The organism is Marinobacter sp. PE14 (assembly GCF_053566155.1).
The window spans coordinates 955,196-972,592 of the sequence record NZ_JBQXNY010000002.1; the positions used below are offsets into that span (position 1 = coordinate 955,196).

The following is a 17,397-nucleotide window of genomic DNA, read 5'->3' on the forward strand; positions in this document are numbered from 1 at the left end:
ATGAGCAGGAAAAATCTTCAGGTACGTATTCTGGATGATCGCATTGGCAGCCAGATTCCCTTTCCCGAGTATGCCACCGAAGGCTCTGCAGGCCTTGACCTTCGGGCCTGCCTGGACGAGCCGCTGATCCTCGAGCCGGGCGATACTCAACTGATCAGGACAGGGTTATCGATCCATATTGCCGATCCGTCGCTGGCGGCCATGATCCTGCCCCGAAGCGGGCTTGGCCACAAGCACGGCATTGTGCTTGGCAATCTGGTGGGGTTGATCGATTCGGATTATCAGGGCGAGTTAATGGTGTCCTGCTGGAACCGGGGGCGCACCAGCTTTACCGTGGACGTAGGCGAGCGTCTGGCCCAGTTGGTGCTGGTGCCTGTGGTCCAGGCCGATTTTGAGGTGGTTTCAGAATTTGACGCCAGCGCTCGCGGTGAGGGCGGCTTTGGTTCCACCGGCACGCAGTGACCGGGTAGCCGGGCACGCAGAACAGTGTGCCGGCGTCTATACTTTGCGGATAACTGCTTGTCCAGGACGATAAAATTACAACTGCAGGATGGACTATGAAGCTGGGTAAAAAGAAAGATGCCGACGCGTCCGTTGATGAAAAGCCGGCGAAGAAGGCGGTGAAAAAGGAAAAAACCAGTTCTTCGGGACCAAAACTGAAGAGACTAAATTCCGTGGCGGTGAACCAATCGCTGGTCGTGGTCCTTGCGGGGGTGATTGCCGTTGCCTTGCTTCATTTTCTGGTAGTTCAGCCGTCGGCAAAGGAGCGCTTCGAATCATTGAAAGTCCTGGAGGCGGATGCCGCTGCGCTGCGACTGAACCAATATTTTGACCAGGTCCAGAAAAGCGTCAATGGTCTGGCGACGCAGCCCCATGTCATTCAGGCCCTGAACAGCCGGAACGAGATTCCGGCAACCGAGGTGCAGCTGGCGGATTCACTACCCGGCATCGAGGCGGTTCACCTGTTTCCCTACCGTGACATTCCACGCACCTCCAGCAGTGAGGGCCTGCTGGGCTTCTCGGGGCTTGAGCTGGCCCGGCGCGCTGAAACCGGCCAGCGACTGTTTCCCGACGCGTTTCCACGGGATAACCGGTGGTTCATCCAGATGGCAACCCCGGTTCGAAGCCCGACCAGCAATGCGGTCATCGGTAGCCTGCTGATTATCTTCGACTCCGCCCAGGTCCAGCCGTTGCTACAAGTGGTCAACTCCAGCCTCGGTGGCCAGCTCGCGCTGGTGCAGACCGTGTCCGGTTCATCCCGCACCGTGGTCAGTAACGGCAACGGCTCCGGAAGCGCTGAATCCCGGCGGCTTACCAATCCAGACTGGACGGTGGCCTACACCCCTGCCAAATCGTCTGCAGCGCCGGTGGATACGGTGATGATCGCCCTTCTGGTCGGCGTGCCCGCGTTGATCGCTGCCATCATCGTCTGGGTACTGCTGGGCGGGGCTCAGAAGGGCTTGCGTCAGGACGTGACGGCCCTGATCCAGTGGGCCCACAAGGTGTTCGGCGGAGAGCGGGTAAAACTGCCGACCTTCCGTTGGGATATGGTGGCTTCAACCGGTGAGGTGCTCTACCGCTTGTCCCAGGTGGTTGATAAACGGGTTGCCAAGGCTGGAGAAACCGGCAAACCCAGGCCGGCCGGTTCCGGAAAGTCTGGCGGTGGTGCCGCCAAGGGCGGCGATGAGCCTCTGTTCCAGGACAAGGACATGCCCGATATCGACATGCTTGATGGCGATGAGGACGTTCTCGGCTTCGGCAGCGGCGATGATACCGTGTTCGGGTCCGGTGACACTCCTGATGTGGAAGAGGTGGCCCTGCCTCAGGTGGAGCTTTCTCAGGATATTTTCCGGGCCTATGACATTCGAGGCATTGTCGGCGAAACCCTGACCGCCGAGGGCGTTGAAGTCATCGGTCGGGCCATCGGTTCGGAGGCCCAGGAGCGCGGTGTCGACAGCCTTTGCATTGGTTATGACGGCCGCCATTCCAGCCCGGATCTGGCCGATGCCCTGGCACGCGGTGTAATGGCAGCCGGGTGCAACGTGATTCACGTGGGTGCCGTGCCCACACCGGTACTCTATTTTGCCACCCACGAACTCCAGACCGGCTCTGGCGTTATGGTGACCGGCAGTCACAACCCGGCCAACTACAACGGTCTGAAAATCATGTTGAGTGGAGAAACCCTTTCAGGTGAGGCCATCCAGAAACTGTATCAGCGCATCCAGACCGGAGATTTTGCCAGCGGTCGGGGCAGCCAGAGCAGCGAGGATGTGCGCCGTGCTTACCTGTACCGGATTGTTGGCGATATTGCAGTAGCGGCACCGCTCAAGGTGGTCGTTGATGCCGGCAATGGCATTGCCGGTGAGCTGGCGCCCATGCTGATCGAGGAACTGGGCTGCGAAGTGATTCCGCTCTACTGCGAGGTGGACGGTGACTTCCCGAATCACCATCCCGACCCAGGTAAGCCGGCGAATCTGGCGGATCTGATTGCCCGAGTGGAATCGGAAGGGGCCGACATCGGTTTGGCCTTCGACGGCGATGGTGACCGCCTTGGCGTGGTAACCAATTCTGGCAAGATTATCTGGCCGGACCGGTTGATGATGCTGTTCGCCCGGGATGTGGTTTCACGGAATCCGGGGGCCGATGTCCTCTACGATGTGAAATGCAGCCGCAGGCTTGCCGGGGTGATTTCAGAAGCCGGTGGCCGACCGATCATGTGGAAAACCGGTCATTCCCTGATGAAGGCGAAAATGAAAGAGACTGGCGCCCTGCTGGCCGGGGAAATGAGCGGTCATATCTTCTTTGGCGAGCGCTGGTACGGGTTTGATGACGGTCTGTATTCCGCGGCCCGCCTGCTGGAAATTCTGGGCATTGAGGATCGTCACAGCGATGAGGTCTTCGAGGATTTCCCGGATGACATCAGTACTCCAGAGCTGAACGTCGAAGTGACGGAAAGTTCCAAGTTCGACATTATCAAACGCCTCGGCGAGTCCGGGGATTTCGGTGACGGCAATATCAGCACCATCGACGGCATCCGGGTGGACTACGCCGACGGCTGGGGGCTTTGCCGGGCATCAAACACCACACCAATGCTGGTCTTACGCTTTGAAGCGGAGACCGACGAGGCACTGGAGCGTATCAAGTCTGTGTTCCGCGACCAGCTGCAGAAGGCTGCGCCGGATCTGGTGGCGGATTTCTGATTCGCAGTCACCGAGTTTCGCAGGCAAGTTTCAATACAGGATCAACAAGGCAAAAACATGGCGCTGGATCGTGAAACAGCAATGCAGGTGGCCTCGGTACTGAGCCGGGGTCTGCCTTATATTCAGAGATTTACCGGCAAGACAGTGGTCATCAAATATGGCGGTAACGCCATGGAGAACGAAGACCTGAAAAGCAGTTTCGCCCGCGATGTGGTGCTGATGAAGCTGGTGGGTATCAATCCGATCGTCGTGCACGGCGGTGGCCCCCAGATTGGCGAACTGCTGGAACGCCTCAACATACAGTCCCGTTTCGTCAATGGTATGCGGGTTACCGACTCCGAAACCATGGACGTGGTGGAGATGGTGCTTGGTGGTCAGGTGAACAAGGAAATCGTGTCCCTGATTAATTCCCACGGTGGCATGGCCGTTGGGCTCACGGGGAAAGATGCCAACCTGATCCGGGCCCGCAAGCTGGAGGTGGTCGACCGCTCTCCCGAACTGGAACGCCCGGAGATTATCGACATTGGCCACGTGGGCGAGGTCGCCAGTGTCAATGTGGATGTGATTGACATGCTTACCCGCAGCAACCTGATTCCCGTGATTGCACCGATTGGCGTGGGACCGGATGGCGCCTCCTACAACATCAATGCGGATCTGGTAGCGGGCAAGGTGGCCGAAGCCATGAAGGCCGAGAAGCTGATGCTGCTGACCAACGTCTCCGGCCTGAAGAGCAAGGAAGGCAAGGTGCTTACCGGGCTCACGGCCAAGCAGGTCAATGATCTTATCGAGGACGGCACCATTCATGGTGGCATGCTGCCGAAGATCCGGTGTGCACTGAGTGCCGTCGAGAACGGCGTGCGCACGTCCCATATTATCGACGGCAGGGTCGCTCATGCGTGTCTGTTGGAGATCTTCACTGATGAGGGTGTCGGCACCCTGATTTCCCGTAACTGACGGCACCCGACAAGGAGTCTCCGGATGAAGCGCCTGCTTGCGACGCTGGTAATACTGGTTCTGGTCGGCTTTGCCGCATTCAAGGCGGGGGTCTGGTGGCTGGCGGACCAGCGCATGGCCGAGGCGAGACAGGCGCTGGAGCCCCACGGTGTGCTGCATAGGGGCAGCATCAGTTCCGGTGTCGAGGGCCGGTTGGTCCTCAATGACGCCAGCTGGCAGGATTTCGAGCTCACCCAGCCTCTGGACATGGCGAGGGTGGAGCTGGATGCCGGCTCACCCGTCAGTTTGCTCTCTGTACTGTTCGATCCGGCTGGCCTGCCGGACCAATGGACCTTGCGACTCGACGGCCTTGGCCTGACGCTGGACCCGACCATGCTTCGTAACTGGGTCACCGCAGAAGGCGCCAACAGCGAGGGCGATCCGGCCTTGTTTGCGCTTTCCTGCGCGCCAGATCCGCGCCAACAGCTGGGTAGCGGTGACCTGATCCGCATGGGCATCACAGCACTCGCCGGGGATGGCTTCGTGCGGCAGACTCCGGGCAATCTCCATGCTGAGTTGAATACCGTCAGTACCGGCAGTCTGGAGCTGGACTGGCGCGACGCTCGAATCCGGATCCAGGATTCCGAGCTGACCGTTGCCAGTGGCGCCGAGCCGATGACGCTGACCTTGCGTGATGGTGGCCTGATGCGTCGCATCGCCGCCTATTGCGCCCGCGAAGCCGGTATCGAAACCGGAGAATGGGCCGGGCGCGCAGTGCAGGCGCTGTCTGCCGGGCTTGAGGCCCGGGGCCTGGCCGCCAGTGACCAGTTGAAAGCGTTGTACCGGCAGTGGCTGCTGGAGGGCGGTGAGCTCACGGTAAATGTGCAGCTGGCCCAGCCACTGCTCGGGGTGCCTGTGAGAACGGCTGAAAACGAGGGTGCGGGCATGAGCTGGCCCGTTCGTTACAACGGTGCAGGCGTGCCGGACGTATATCTGGCCGAGGCTGAGCCGGTTGTTCAGGAAACACCAGAGGTGGCAGTCGAGCCCGTGGTGCCACGGGAGGATCCTGAGACCGAAAGCTGGTATCCGGCGAGTCTTGAAACCGCTGAACAATGGGTTGACCGGCAGGTTCGGGTAACGCTTTCCAACGAGAACGTGGTGGAAGGGCGTCTGGTTAGCGTCAGCGAACGCGAGCTGGAAGTGGCCCGGGTTATCGCTGGTGGTGAAGTCGCCTACCCGATGTTGATCCGGGCCATTACCAACTTTGAAGTCTGGCGGCGTGGCCGTGCACAATGATTCCAGTGGGAATCTGAGAGGAAACTATGTCGCAGTCCGATAGCAAATCCGCAGCGGTGCCGGGCATTCGTGACATGCTTGCTCGCCTGATATCGCTGCCTTCCATCAGCAGTGCGTCGGCCAAGTGGGATCACAGCAACGAGCCCGTGGTGCGAATCCTGGCAGAATGGCTGGAGGCTATCGGATTTTCTGTGGAAATCCTGGAAGTGCCCGGCATGCCCGGAAAGTTCAACCTGATCGGAACCCTGGGCAGCGGCCCGGGCGGTCTTGTGTTGTCCGGCCATACCGATACGGTACCCTTTGATGACAAACGCTGGCAGAGCGACCCCTTTACCCTGACCGAGCGGGACAACCGCTGGTACGGGCTGGGTACCTGCGACATGAAAGGCTTTTTCCCGCTGGCCATCGAAGCGGCCAGGGCCTTTGTGGACGAAGACCTCAAGCAGCCCCTGATCATACTGGCCACCGCCGACGAAGAGAGCTCCATGGACGGCGCCCGGGCGCTGGCCGAAGCTGGCAAGCCCAAGGCCCGCTACGCGGTCATCGGCGAGCCAACCAGCCTGAAACCGGTGCGCATGCACAAGGGCATCATGATGGAGCGTCTGAAATTCGAGGGCCAGTCCGGTCATTCCTCCAACCCGGCCCTCGGTCGCAACGCCATGGAAGGGATGCACGAAGCGCTCACCGAGTTGCTGGCACTCCGGTCAGGCTGGCAGGAAAAGTACCGTAACCCGAACTTTGAAGTGCAGTTCCCAACCCTGAACCTTGGCTGCATCCACGGCGGTGACAATCCAAACCGCATCTGTGCCCAGTGCGAGCTGCACTTTGATCTGCGCCCGTTGCCGGGCATGAATATGGAAACCCTGCGCCAGACTATCCTGAGCAAGGTGCAGCCAATCGCGGAACGGCGGGAACTGTCCCTGGAATTCGAGCCGCTCTTCGACGGCGTGCCGCCCTTCGAAACCCCGGCCGATGCGGCCCTGGTCAAAGCCTGTGAGAAACTGACGGGCCATACCGCTCATGCCGTTGCCTTCGCCACGGAAGCGCCCTGGCTGCAGAAGCTCGGCCTGGAAACTCTGGTCATGGGGCCCGGCTCAATCGATCAGGCGCACCAACCCGATGAATTTATAGAGCTGTCCCAGCTTGATCCAACCGTTAAAGTACTGCGAGGGCTGATCCGACAGTTTTGTCTCTGAGTGTGGCGCAGGCACTTCCGACGCCTGCGGAGAGTCCTGGCGGGGAGGGTGTGCCAAAACCGTGGAGCGCCAGGGATGGCGCGACCGAGCCCTACAGGGACGTATCTACGGGCGTGTTTTGGCACACCCTCCTCGACAGGACTCGGCAAACTCCTCAAGATAAAGTACCTGCCTTTAGAAGATAACGAGAGACCAGGAGAAAGGTTTGAAATCAAACGACTGGCTGCATGGATTCCGCCATTCATCCCCCTACATCAACGCCCACCGCGGGCGTACGGTGGTGCTGACCATTCCGGGGGATGCCATTGAGCATGGGAACTTCATCAACATCATCCATGACATCGCGCTGCTGAGTAGCCTCGGTGTGCGGCTGGTCGTTGCCTTTGGTGCCCGCCCGCAAATCCAGACGCGGCTGGATGCTGCCGGAATCGAATCGTCGTTTTCGAAAGGTCTTCGGATTACACCGCAAGAGCACCTCAGCATGGTGATGGAGGCCGTCGGTGGCCTGAGAGCCTACCTGGAGAGCCACCTTTCTATGGGTTTGGTGAATTCGCCAATGCACAATGCCCGTATCCGGGTGAGTGGCGGCAATTATGTGGCCGCCAGGCCCGTTGGCGTGCTGGACGGCGTTGATTTTGGCCATACCGGCAAGGTGCGCCGGGTCGATGTGGCCGGCATCGAGAAACTGCTGGAGCTTGGTCACATTGTCCTGTTGCCGCCTATGGGTTATTCGCCGACGGGAGACGCCTTTAACCTCTCCTACGAGGATGTTGGCAGCCAGGTGGCAGCGGCCCTTCAGGCCGAGAAGCTGATGGTGTTTATTGATGATCCCGGGTTACAGGAAGAGGACGGTACTTTGATCCGGGAGCTGTCGGCGCGCCAGGCGTCCGAGCGTCTGGCGGCCGGTGCGGTGACCGGTCACGATGCCGACTTGCTGCGAGCTGCCTGCGACGCCTGTGTGAAGGGTGTACGTCGCGCCCACATCATCAGCTATGTGGATGACGGCGCCCTGCTGAAGGAGCTCTTCACACGGGATGGCGCCGGCACGTTGGTCAGTGGCGATCACTACGAGCAATTTCGCCAGGCCCGGGTCGAGGACATCGGCGGGATTCTGGAGCTGATCCAGCCGCTGGAGGAGCAGGGCATTCTGGTTCGCCGCTCCCGGGAGATGTTGGAAACCGAGATTGACCGCTTTGTTGTGGCGGAGCGCGACGGCACTATCGTGGGCTGTGCCGCTCTGTACAGCTACCCTGAAGAGGGCGCCGGCGAGTTGTCCTGCTTCGCGGTAGACCCGACCTATCGCCGGGCCGGGCGGGGTGATGAGATTCTGGCAATGGTGGAGAAGCTGGCCAGGGGGCAGGGTATCCAGAAGCTGTTCGTGCTCACCACCCAGACGGAGCACTGGTTCCGGGAGCGGGGCTTCCAGCCTTCGACCGTGCAGGCCCTGCCCGGGCCGAAGCTGGCTGCCTATAACACCCAGCGGAACTCAAAGGTGTTCTTCAAACCGCTCTGACAGGGCGGCCAGATGTTCAGACCTCTGGGGTTCCGGTTGCTCTGACAGCGTCTCGACGGCCTTGTAAAAGACGGCAAAGTCGTGGTCTGCATTCCGAAGCATTTGACGGAACGCCGGTACGTGCTGGTTGTACTGACGAAACAGCGCCAGGTTGGCATTATCCAGGCTGACCGGCACCGGCCCGAACGGGCCCGGTTCGGGCCACTCTGCGGAAAGTTCCTGATAGGCAAGAGCCAGCTCTTGGTAAATGGCCGCCTTGCGATTTCGCAGTCGCTGGTCTGGCAAGCTGCTCTGCTGGGCGTAAAGAACGTCCAGCCGGGCACTGAAGTCCTCGACCAGGGCGAGCGTCTGGTTTCGGCGAGCCAGGCGGTCCAGTGCCTCCTCAAACTGGCCGGGTTTGCCCTGTTCCGATAGCCAGAGCCTGAGCCCTTCCAGCTCCACCGCGGTGGCAAAGCTTTCGTTAAATGCTGTGTCATCGGCGATGTAGACCACCCGGTGTGCCAGCTCATGGAACATCAGGGCGACCATGCGATTCTCCGTCAGTCGGGTAAAGCCGGTGTGCAGGGGATCATCGAACCAGCCGAGAGTGGAATAGGCCGTCACGCCGCCAATAAACGTGTCGAAGTCCTTGTTGCGAAATTGCGACTCCTCGGCACGCGCATCCGTAAGGCTGTAGTATCCCCGGTAGGCCTGACAGCCGAGCACCGGATAGCACCAACGGTGCGGCTCCAGGGAGAACTCCGGCACGGCCACCAGGTTCACCACCACCCAGGGTCTGTCGAGATCCACGTAGTCCCTGAAGGCTCCTCCCACCGGCAGGGCCAGTCGTTGAGCGGCGAATTCCCGGGCCTGTTGCGCTACCGCGAGTTTTCCCCGAAGATCCATCGGCGTTGTGGTGTCGGAGAGGATGTCGTCGACCGGTTCCGCCGACATCATCAGGGAGAGATGCCCACTGACAGCTTGCGAATAGTAGCCAATGGTCGAGCAGCCGTTAAGCATTGTTACCAGTAGCAAAAGTAGATAGATCTGACTAAGCTGTTTCATGGGTCATGATGTTATAGTGGATTGGTTTGCCTGTGGGGGCCAGGCCGCTATAGTACAATCATGGTCTCTACAGTAGCAGCCGGTGGCATCCGCCATCGTTTCAGGGACGTGAGTCGGTACCGGGCGTTGTGTTCGGTGATCGTTCCGGCTTTGCGAGATATCAGGTAGTTCATGGATCCGAGAGAACGTCGTAGCAGCCCCCGCCAACCAATCAAGCTTGCCGCCCAGATTGATCTGGGAACCGGTGAGGCCTGGCCGTGTCAGATCGCCGATTTCTGTGCGGAGGGTCTGTTCGTCCGCTATTCGGGTGAAACCTCGAAAAAGCTCGATCGGGCGTTTGCTTCTGGCACACCGCCCGAACTGGTAATACGTTTTCGGGGCCTGGATGGCGCGCGCCGCCATGAGCTTCATGTCAGTATTGTCCGTCGCATCGATGGCGCCATGGGGGTCAATTTCAGCAGACCCAACCCGGTAGCGGTGGATGCCATGCTGCAGCAATGCGGGGGCTCCCGCCGTCAGGATCGCTCCTCGCTCCGCGCGCCCAGTGACCGCGTACAGTTTGTCCTGCACCAGTCCGCCAAGGCGGTGATCCAGTTTATCGAGCCGTTGATGGACGCCTGTCTCGTGCAGATGGTGGAGGGTCTCAAGCTGGCGGCTCAAAGAGCCTCAAATGATCAGCAGGCCAATGAATACATGGATGCCTCGGGCCAGATTCAGGCCCGGCAACGGGTCATCTGGCATCAGATGGCGCGAAGCCTGGAGTCGCCACTGAAGCCCGCCCCCAAGGGGTTTCCGGGATCCGAGCTGTCCGTGGTCGACAAGGGTGAATTCGAAGACTGGCTGACGATCCGGGTGATGGTGACCAAGGCGGATACCCAATATCGGGGCGATCTGCTGCAGCTCAAGCTTCGCCTGGACAAACTCGGAATCGCCAACGCCACGGGACACCACAACCCCCTCGGGCCCTCCCTGGTCTGCGAAGCCTTCCATAACGGCCTCAGCCAGCTCAAGGCGACCCGGGAGGTGGAGAAAGTCTGTCTGCGGGTTTTTGAACAGACGGTGTTACAGCAGCTCGGGCCTCTGTACAAGGAACTCAACGATATTCTGATTCGTCACGGTGTTCTGCCAGACCTGGATCTCAGCAAGTACCTGAGCGAGCAGGCCGGGACAAATGCGGAGGAACAGAAAGAGCCCGCAGAGGCCGAGCCGGTTACCGAGGAGAGTGCTGCTGCAGAGTCGACGTCAAAGCCAAAGGCGGGTGGCGAGGGCGCCGGACAGGCCCAGCCTCGTCGCAGAGCCGGCGTGCTGGGGGGCGAGTTTCGGGGCTATGCCCAGGCGGCCCAGACGGCGTTCGCCACCGTGCGCAACCTGCTAAATACCCTGAGCGCGAGCCGTGTGGCCCGAGGCGATCCGGAACCTTTGCCGTTTCAGCCCAATGCCAGGCCTCTGTCGTCCGGCGAATTCCAGCGAGAACTCCAGCAGCTGCAATCTCAGCCCGTGGATACTGGCGAGGAGCTGGCGCCCCTGAAAGAGCGGGTGGTAGAGAGAGTAAAGGCAAGCGGTGATAACCGGCTGGATGAAGAGCAGCAGGAAACGGTGGATGTGGTCGACCGGTTTTTCAAGTCGGTGGTGGAAAGCCCGAAGCTCAGTGAATATGCCCAGCAGCGTATGCGGCAGCTGGAAGTACCCGTTCTGAAAGTTGTCATGAGGGACCCAGCGTTCTTTGACGATCAGGACAGCCCGGTTCGCGGGGTGATGAACCGTCTGGCCCAGTTAGGGGTAAAGGGCGGGCGCATCAATCCAGTGGTTCAGCGTCGGGTGGATGAGCTGGTAGAGCGAATTACCACGGATTTCGAGCAGGATACCGGGGTATTCGAGCAAACGGTCCAGGAGCTGGACACCCTGATTGATCGCCAGAATCTTGTCTATCGCAGGAATGTCGAGCGCGTGACAGCCGCTGCGGAAGGCGCCCAGAAGGTGGCTGAATCAAAAAAGGCCGTGGCCGAGGTGCTGGACAACAAACTGGGTGGGCGCAAGGTGCCCCGAGCCGTGCTCAGTCTGCTGGATGGTGGCTGGCGGGATCTGCTATCGCTGACCTGGATCCGGCAGGGGCCGGATAGCCAGCTCTGGCAGGATTACCTGGCGGTGATTGATTCCTTGCTGTCTTTCGCTGACGATCCCAACAGCTCGATTAACCTGCCGGAACTGCTCCGGGTTATCCAGGATGGTCTCGCGTCTATTTCCAGTAATCACATGCCTTCTTCGCAAATCCGGGACGAGCTCAAGCAGTTCCTGGTTCGCAGTCCGCAAAAAAGCCCCGAGCTGGTTGAAGTGCCGCCGGCAAAGCCGGAGCAACCGGACACCAGGAAACTGTCCGATCGGGAACAACGGAGTCTTCAACGCTGGATCAACCGAGCTCAAAAATTGCGCACCGGCGACTGGCTCCGCGACCAGGAAAAACCGGACGAGCCCCAATACATCCGTCTGGTCTGGGTCGCCCGCGGATTCAGCCGTTTTGTCTTCGTGAATCATCAGGGCATGCGGGTAGTGGAATTGGAGCTGGAGGCCCTGGCCCGGCAGATGCGAAAAGGCATCATCGTGCCCGACAGTCAGTATGAGCGGCCCCTGGTGGACGAGAGTATCGATAGGATGGTCCGCAAGGTTTATGACCAGTTGTCCTGGGCCTCCACCCACGATGAATTGACCGGTCTTCTCGGGCGTCGGGAGTTCGAGCGAATGCTGGATCAGCAGCTGGCCCGCCGGGAGGATGAGCGCTCCCTGGTGCGTCTGGATCTGCGTCGGTTCCGCCTGCTGAACGATACCGCTGGCTACCAGGCCGGTGATGAAACCCTCAAACGGATCGCAGATATTCTGCGCAGCCACGTCGGTGACGGTATGCCCGTGGCCAGACTGGCCGGAAACGAATTTGCCATGCTGGTGCCCTCCGAGAGCGCCAGCGACGCGGCAAGGGATCTTATCCGGGCAGTCGAGGCCGCCGAGTTCAGTTTTGGTGGTCGCGACTACCGGCTCTCTGCCAGCGCCGGTGTGGTTCCCACGCTGCCGGCCCTGGTCAGTGCTGAACGCTGGTTGCGGGCCTCGGAGCAGGCGCTCGCCGCATCCCGCCAGCAGGGCCACGGCAAGGTTTCGGAGTATTCCCTGGGTGCCGAGGATCAGGCCCGTCAGGAGCAGATTGCCGCAAAGGTTGCCAGCCTCAGCGACCTGAATGAAGAGCGCATGCTGCTGCGCTGCCAGAAGATCATCCCCCTGCATGCCAAGGCCTCCATGGCCGCGCAGTATGAGGTGCTGATCAGCATGTACGATGACGAGGGCAACCTCATTACCGGTCGGGACTTCGTGCGTATGGCCGAGCGCTATGACCGTATGCAAGCCGTGGATCGCTGGGTCGTTGGTCACATGCTGGACTGGCTCAGGGAACAGGCCCCGGACCCGCGGCATTTCGGCGGCGTCTGCATCAACCTGTCCGGCTACTCCATGAACGACCAGTCGCTGCTGGAGTTCATCTACGAAAAGCTGAGTGAGAAGGATGCGCCTATCGAGCGGCTGTGGTTCGAGATTACCGAGGCCTCGGCGATCAACGACGTCCAGTCAGTGGCAGACTTCATCGTTGAGATGAAAGAGCTTGGCTGCCGGTTCTGTCTCGGCAACTTTGGCAGTGGGCCCAGTTCGTTCGAGTTCATGCGTTCGTTACCGGTGGACCTGATCAAGATCGACAGCGCCTTCACCGGCCAGCTGTCGGCCAGCGAGACCGATCGGGCAATGGTGCGCTCAATGGTGGACATGGCCCACTACATGAACCGGGAAGTGATTGCCTCCCAGGTTGAATCCCGGGACGTTCTGGACATGCTCCGACAGCTGGGTGTCGACTACGCTCAGGGCTTCGTGGTGGAAAAACCGCGTTTGCTCGACAGTCTCACCTGATTCCGGCAACCTGCCTCTATGTCAAAACGCCATCCCATCATCGCGGTTACCGGTTCGTCCGGAGCGGGAACCACGACCACCGGCCAGATTTTCAGCCGGATGTTTGCCAGTGAGGGGCTGAACGCCGCGATGGTCAGCGGTGACAGTTTTCATCGGTACAACCGTGAACAAATGGCCAGGCTCGCGGCCAAGGGCCAGTTCGGTGAGCGCAACCACTTTGCGCTGGCCGCCAATCACATCGACAAGCTGGAAGCGCTGTTCTACGACTACGGCCACACCGGCAACGGCCGTTATCGTCAATACGTTCACGATGAGGATCGCAGGCTGGTTGAAGCCGGGCACAAGCCCGGCACGTTTACGCCCTGGGGGCCGTTGCCTGCCGATACCGATCTGCTGTTCTACGAGGGGCTGCATGGTGGTGTTGTCAGCGAAACCTGCAATATTGCCCAGTATGTGGACCTGCTGATCGGTGTGGTTCCGATCGTGAATCTTGAATGGATCCAGAAGATCCACCGGGACACGCACAAGCGGGGCTACAGCCAGGAGGCGGTGGTGGAAACCATCATCAACCGCATGGATGACTACGTGCACGACATCGTGCCCCAGTTCTCCCACACCCACATCAATTTCCAGCGTATTCCCCTGGTCGATACTTCCAATCCCTTTGTCGTCCGGGATGTCCCCACTGAGGACGAAAGCATGCTGGTGATCCGGTTCCGGGACCAGTCAGAAGTGGACTTTCCCTATCTGCTGCAGGTGATTGCGGGCAGCAGCCTGTCGCGACACGATACTCTGGTGGTTCCGGGCACAAAAATGCCGCTGGCCATGGACCTGATTGTCAGGCCGATGGTGCAGCGGCTGATGGCAAGAAAGCCGTTCGCCTGAGGCGTCAGGCCGTCAGTCGTCCATCCCGGTAATCCCGGAGTGTCTGTTCGATCTCCTCGCGGGTATTCATCACAAACGGACCGTACTGGACCACCGGCTCGCCAATCGGTTTGCCGGCAATCAGCAGCAGTCGCGCTCCGGCTTCCCCCGCATGGAGTTCGATCTGGTCGCCGTCGTCAGAAAGAACGTTAGCGGCGCTTCGCTTCAGCGAGCTTTCTCCCAGGCTCGCGCTACCCTCGTAAAGATAAAGCATGGCGTTGTGGCCTTCCGGGAGGGGCAGTTTCAGACTCCCGCCTGATGCCAGGTGGATGTCAGCGTAGATCGGCTGAGTGGTGCGACTCGGCATCGCCCCTTCATGGGTCTGGCCACCGATCTGCACTGAGCCGGCAATGAGCTTCAGTTTACCGCCGTCGAAGGCAAGCTCCGGAATCTCTTCCGGCTGGATGTCCCGATAGCCGGCCTGGGTCATTTTTTCCGCCGCTGGCAGGTTCAGCCAGAGCTGGAAACCACGCATCACGCCCTCTTCCTGCTGAGGCATCTCCGAGTGGATGATGCCGCGACCGGCGGTCATCCATTGCACACCGCCGTTGCGAAGGTCGCCCCGGTTTCCGAGATGATCTTCGTGCAGCATGTGCCCCTCGATCATGTAGGTCACGGTTTCGAACCCCCGGTGCGGGTGCGAGGGAAAGCCGGCGATATAGTCGGCGGCCTCCGCAGAACCAAACTCGTCCAGCATCAGGAACGGATCCAGGCGAATGTTCTGTTGCTGACCAATGGAACGCTTGATGCGCACGCCGGCGCCGTCGGACGTTTCCAGGGCGGGTATAATCTGTTTCAGGGAGCGCAGGGTCATGGGGTCCTCCTCTCGTTAGCTCTTGGCTCTATTTAAACGGGATGGGAGGAGAGAATAAAACGCAGAAATCTGGGGGGTGACATCAAAAAAACTGAAGGACCGGTGGCGCCCGGCTCAGGACGCCACCGCAAGTAGTTATTCCACGTTGCGGGAGTAGAAAATCTCAAGCATTTCCCGGCGCAGACGGTCCTCAATGGACTGGGCTTCGGCGGGATCAAGATCACCGGCGTTCACCCCGAACACATAGTTATCGAGGTCAAAGTTCTTCAGCATCATCTTGGTGTGGAACAGGTTTTCCTGGTACACGTTCACATCGATCATCTGATACGCGTTCTGGGTATCCTCGGTCAGATAGTTCTGGATCGAGTTGATGTCGTGATCAATGTAGTGCTTGGTGCCGTCCACATCGCGGGTAAAGCCGCGAACCCGGTAATCCACGGTGACCACATCGGAATCAAAGCTGTGAATCAGGTAGTTCAGCACTTTCAGGGGTGAAATCAGACCACAGGTGGATACGTCGATGTCTGCCCGAAAGGTGCTTACGCCGTCGTGGGGATGGCTTTCCGGATAGGTGTGCACGGTCACGTGGCTCTTGTCCAGGTGCGCTACAATGGTATCCGGCAGCGGTCCGGGAGACTCTTCGTTGTCGGGCTCTTCGCCGTTAGTGAGCTCGTGCTCGGCGATCAGCATGGTGACCGAGGCGCCGTGTGGCTCATAATCCTGGCGCGCGATGTTCAGGACGTTGGCGCCGATAATCTTGACGACGTCGGTCAGAATCTGGGTCAGACGCTCGGCGTTGTACATCTCATCGATGTAGTCGATATAGGCCGTGCGTTGTTCTTCGGTCTGCGCATAACAGATGTCGTAGATGTTAAAGCTCAGGGATTTGGTCAGGTTGTTGAAACCATGCAGCTGGAGTTTTGATTCCATGCTCAGCCCCTCCGGATCGTGGAGATGAATGACTGCAGAGCTGCATTGCTGAGCTCTGCCGAGGCCGCCACCGACTACTGACCGGGTTGTTCACCTTTTGCGCAGACCGGCGGAGAGGGTGCGTATTATGCACACCGCAAGTGACGTTGAATAGTATTCGCAATGACATTTTAGCATTCGTGATCTCCCCTGCATCCGGCCCATGGATTCGGTCCATGAGCGGCCCTGGCGAGATTTGTCACACGGGTTATGACGCCTGGTGAACCTCGTAGCTGTGACGGATCTCGACGCCAGCCTGTTCAAGCATGATAGATGCGGAACAATACTTTTCCGCCGACAGGCTCACGGCCCGCTTGACCAGATTGTCTTTAAGTTTGTTTCCGGTTACCACGAAGTGCAGGTGAATGCGTGTAAACACCGCCGGAACCGCGTCGGCCCGCTCTGCTTCGAGCTCGGCGTGGCAGGCAGTCACGTCCTGGCGGCTTTTCTTCAGGATGCTCATGACATCGAACGCCGAGCAGCCTCCGAGACCCATTAGCAGCATTTCCATCGGGCGCGGGCCGAGGTTCTCGCCACCGTGGTCCGGCGGGCCATCAAGCTGGACGCTGTGGCCGCTGCCGCTGCTGGCTTTGAAACTGGCGTTGCCGGTCCAGTCTATGGTTGCTTTCATGGGACGACTCTCCATTGTGATGACGCGGGACCGACTGTTGGGATGGCCCCGATAAAGATGACCTGTGGCCGGATGCTAGCACAACCGGCTTCGCCAGGCAGGCCGATCTCGGATACATGTTGTATACTCTTTCCGGTTGCCCGCAACAGACCTTCTTGTTATAAGTTGCGCTGTTTTGCAGTAAAAAAGAACGAACCCGCAAGGAAAGCCGGGTGCATAACAAACATTGGGACCCGCCAGTATCTGAGGAGGCACGACTCGCATTATGGCCACTATCGTCAAGCCGGTTGAGCAGAAAACCAAGCATCTCGACTATTTCCTTTCGCAGTGCCATCGCCGCCGTTACCCAGCCAAGAGCACGATTATCTATGCCGGGGACAAGAGCGATTCCCTGTTTTACATCGTCAAAGGCTCGGTGACGGTTATCATTGAAGACGACGACGGTCGCGAGATGATCATGGCCTACCTGAACGCCGGTGACTTTTTCGGTGAAATGGGGCTGTTCGACAACATGGATTCCCGCAGCGCCTGGGTAAAGGCCAAGACCGAGTGCGAAGTAGCGGAGATCAGCTACACCAAGTTCCGTGAGATTGCCCAGCAGGATCCCAGGGTTCTGTATTTCATTGGCGAACAGATGGCTTCCCGCCTCCGCCAGACCACTCGCAAGGTGGGTGACCTCGCGTTCCTGGATGTGACCGGTCGGGTCGCCCGCACCCTGCTGGACCTCTGCAAGGAACCGGATGCTATGACCCACCCGGATGGCATGCAGATCAAGATTACCCGCCAGGAAATCGGTCGTATCGTGGGTTGTTCCCGGGAGATGGTTGGACGGGTCCTGAAGACCTTGGAAGATCAGGGCCTGGTTCGGGTCAAGGGCAAAACTATGGTGGTGTACGGCACCCGTTGAGTCCCCGGACAGGAGAGCATCGATGTAGCAC

The 17,397-nt window shown here is 59.6% G+C and carries 13 protein-coding genes; 9 read left to right on the top strand and 4 right to left on the bottom strand.

What is annotated here, in order from left to right:
* The 6 genes from dut to argA all read left to right on the top strand — a co-directional run bounded on the left by dut (window position 1) and on the right by argA (window position 8,138).
* Complete coding sequence (gene dut, locus ACWJ62_RS10135; protein ID WP_449286061.1) at window positions 1-462, top strand: dUTP diphosphatase; 462 nt, start codon at window positions 1-3, stop codon at window positions 460-462.
* A 95-nt stretch (window positions 463-557) separates the two neighbouring features.
* The gene (locus tag ACWJ62_RS10140; protein ID WP_449286062.1) at window positions 558-3,200 is read left to right on the top strand and encodes a phosphomannomutase/phosphoglucomutase; all 2,643 of its coding nucleotides are present in this window, start codon (window positions 558-560) and stop codon (window positions 3,198-3,200) included.
* Window positions 3,201-3,257: 57 nt separating this feature from the next.
* On the top strand, window positions 3,258-4,154 hold the full coding sequence (gene argB, locus ACWJ62_RS10145; protein WP_449286063.1) for an acetylglutamate kinase: 897 nt from the start codon (window positions 3,258-3,260) through the stop codon (window positions 4,152-4,154).
* 24 nt (window positions 4,155-4,178) lie between these two features.
* The gene (locus tag ACWJ62_RS10150; protein WP_449286064.1) at window positions 4,179-5,429 is read left to right on the top strand and encodes an acetylornithine deacetylase; all 1,251 of its coding nucleotides are present in this window, start codon (window positions 4,179-4,181) and stop codon (window positions 5,427-5,429) included.
* A 26-nt stretch (window positions 5,430-5,455) separates the two neighbouring features.
* The gene (gene argE, locus ACWJ62_RS10155; RefSeq protein WP_449286065.1) at window positions 5,456-6,625 is read left to right on the top strand and encodes an acetylornithine deacetylase; all 1,170 of its coding nucleotides are present in this window, start codon (window positions 5,456-5,458) and stop codon (window positions 6,623-6,625) included.
* Between the two features lie 205 nt (window positions 6,626-6,830).
* Window positions 6,831-8,138 carry an amino-acid N-acetyltransferase gene (gene argA, locus ACWJ62_RS10160; protein WP_449286066.1) on the top strand — a complete coding sequence of 436 codons (1,308 nt, stop codon included), beginning with the start codon at window positions 6,831-6,833 and terminating at the stop codon, window positions 8,136-8,138.
* Here argA and ACWJ62_RS10165 read toward each other — a convergent pair.
* Window positions 8,112-9,182 (bottom strand): aminopeptidase, encoded by a 1,071-nt coding sequence (locus ACWJ62_RS10165; protein WP_449286067.1) that lies wholly within the window; start codon window positions 9,180-9,182, stop codon window positions 8,112-8,114. The genes argA and ACWJ62_RS10165 overlap by 27 nt on opposite strands.
* 171 nt (window positions 9,183-9,353) lie before the next feature.
* Here ACWJ62_RS10165 and ACWJ62_RS10170 point away from each other — a divergent pair, with 171 nt between their 5' ends.
* Window positions 9,354-13,121, top strand: coding sequence for a DUF1631 family protein (locus ACWJ62_RS10170; RefSeq protein WP_449286068.1), 3,768 nt, complete (start codon window positions 9,354-9,356; stop codon window positions 13,119-13,121).
* 18 nt (window positions 13,122-13,139) lie between these two features.
* Window positions 13,140-14,006 carry a phosphoribulokinase gene (locus ACWJ62_RS10175; RefSeq protein ID WP_349519520.1) on the top strand — a complete coding sequence of 289 codons (867 nt, stop codon included), beginning with the start codon at window positions 13,140-13,142 and terminating at the stop codon, window positions 14,004-14,006.
* A gap of 4 nt (window positions 14,007-14,010) precedes the next feature.
* Here ACWJ62_RS10175 and ACWJ62_RS10180 read toward each other — a convergent pair whose 3' ends face one another.
* The 3 genes from ACWJ62_RS10180 to ACWJ62_RS10190 all read right to left on the bottom strand — a co-directional run bounded on the left by ACWJ62_RS10180 (window position 14,011) and on the right by ACWJ62_RS10190 (window position 16,459).
* Window positions 14,011-14,859, bottom strand: a complete 849-nt coding sequence (locus tag ACWJ62_RS10180) for a pirin family protein (RefSeq protein WP_449286069.1) — start codon at window positions 14,857-14,859, stop codon at window positions 14,011-14,013.
* A gap of 135 nt (window positions 14,860-14,994) precedes the next feature.
* Window positions 14,995-15,789, bottom strand: coding sequence for an adenosylmethionine decarboxylase (speD, locus tag ACWJ62_RS10185; protein ID WP_449286070.1), 795 nt, complete (start codon window positions 15,787-15,789; stop codon window positions 14,995-14,997).
* Between the two features lie 247 nt (window positions 15,790-16,036).
* Window positions 16,037-16,459, bottom strand: a complete 423-nt coding sequence (locus ACWJ62_RS10190; protein ID WP_449286071.1) for an OsmC family protein — start codon at window positions 16,457-16,459, stop codon at window positions 16,037-16,039.
* A 265-nt stretch (window positions 16,460-16,724) separates the two neighbouring features.
* Here ACWJ62_RS10190 and crp point away from each other — a divergent pair, with 265 nt between their 5' ends.
* Window positions 16,725-17,366: a cAMP-activated global transcriptional regulator CRP gene (crp, locus tag ACWJ62_RS10195; protein WP_007153756.1), complete on the top strand. Its 642-nt coding sequence runs from the start codon at window positions 16,725-16,727 to the stop codon at window positions 17,364-17,366.
* Window positions 17,367-17,397: the final 31 nt, after the last annotated feature.

Bases quoted from the DNA above. Each gene is read 5' to 3' on its own strand.
- argE (WP_449286065.1), top strand. From the start codon at position 5,456: ATGTCGCAGTCCGATAGCAAATCCGCAGCGGTGCCGGGCATTCGTGAC.
- ACWJ62_RS10180 (WP_449286069.1), bottom strand. From the start codon at position 14,859: ATGACCCTGCGCTCCCTGAAACAGATTATACCCGCCCTGGAAACGTCC.
- speD (WP_449286070.1), bottom strand. From the start codon at position 15,789: ATGGAATCAAAACTCCAGCTGCATGGTTTCAACAACCTGACCAAATCC.
- dut (WP_449286061.1), top strand. From the start codon at position 1: ATGAGCAGGAAAAATCTTCAGGTACGTATTCTGGATGATCGCATTGGC.
- ACWJ62_RS10190 (WP_449286071.1), bottom strand. From the start codon at position 16,459: ATGAAAGCAACCATAGACTGGACCGGCAACGCCAGTTTCAAAGCCAGC.
- ACWJ62_RS10175 (WP_349519520.1), top strand. From the start codon at position 13,140: ATGTCAAAACGCCATCCCATCATCGCGGTTACCGGTTCGTCCGGAGCG.
- ACWJ62_RS10165 (WP_449286067.1), bottom strand. From the start codon at position 9,182: ATGAAACAGCTTAGTCAGATCTATCTACTTTTGCTACTGGTAACAATG.
- argB (WP_449286063.1), top strand. From the start codon at position 3,258: ATGGCGCTGGATCGTGAAACAGCAATGCAGGTGGCCTCGGTACTGAGC.
- crp (WP_007153756.1), top strand. From the start codon at position 16,725: ATGGCCACTATCGTCAAGCCGGTTGAGCAGAAAACCAAGCATCTCGAC.
- ACWJ62_RS10150 (WP_449286064.1), top strand. From the start codon at position 4,179: ATGAAGCGCCTGCTTGCGACGCTGGTAATACTGGTTCTGGTCGGCTTT.
- ACWJ62_RS10170 (WP_449286068.1), top strand. From the start codon at position 9,354: ATGGATCCGAGAGAACGTCGTAGCAGCCCCCGCCAACCAATCAAGCTT.
- ACWJ62_RS10140 (WP_449286062.1), top strand. From the start codon at position 558: ATGAAGCTGGGTAAAAAGAAAGATGCCGACGCGTCCGTTGATGAAAAG.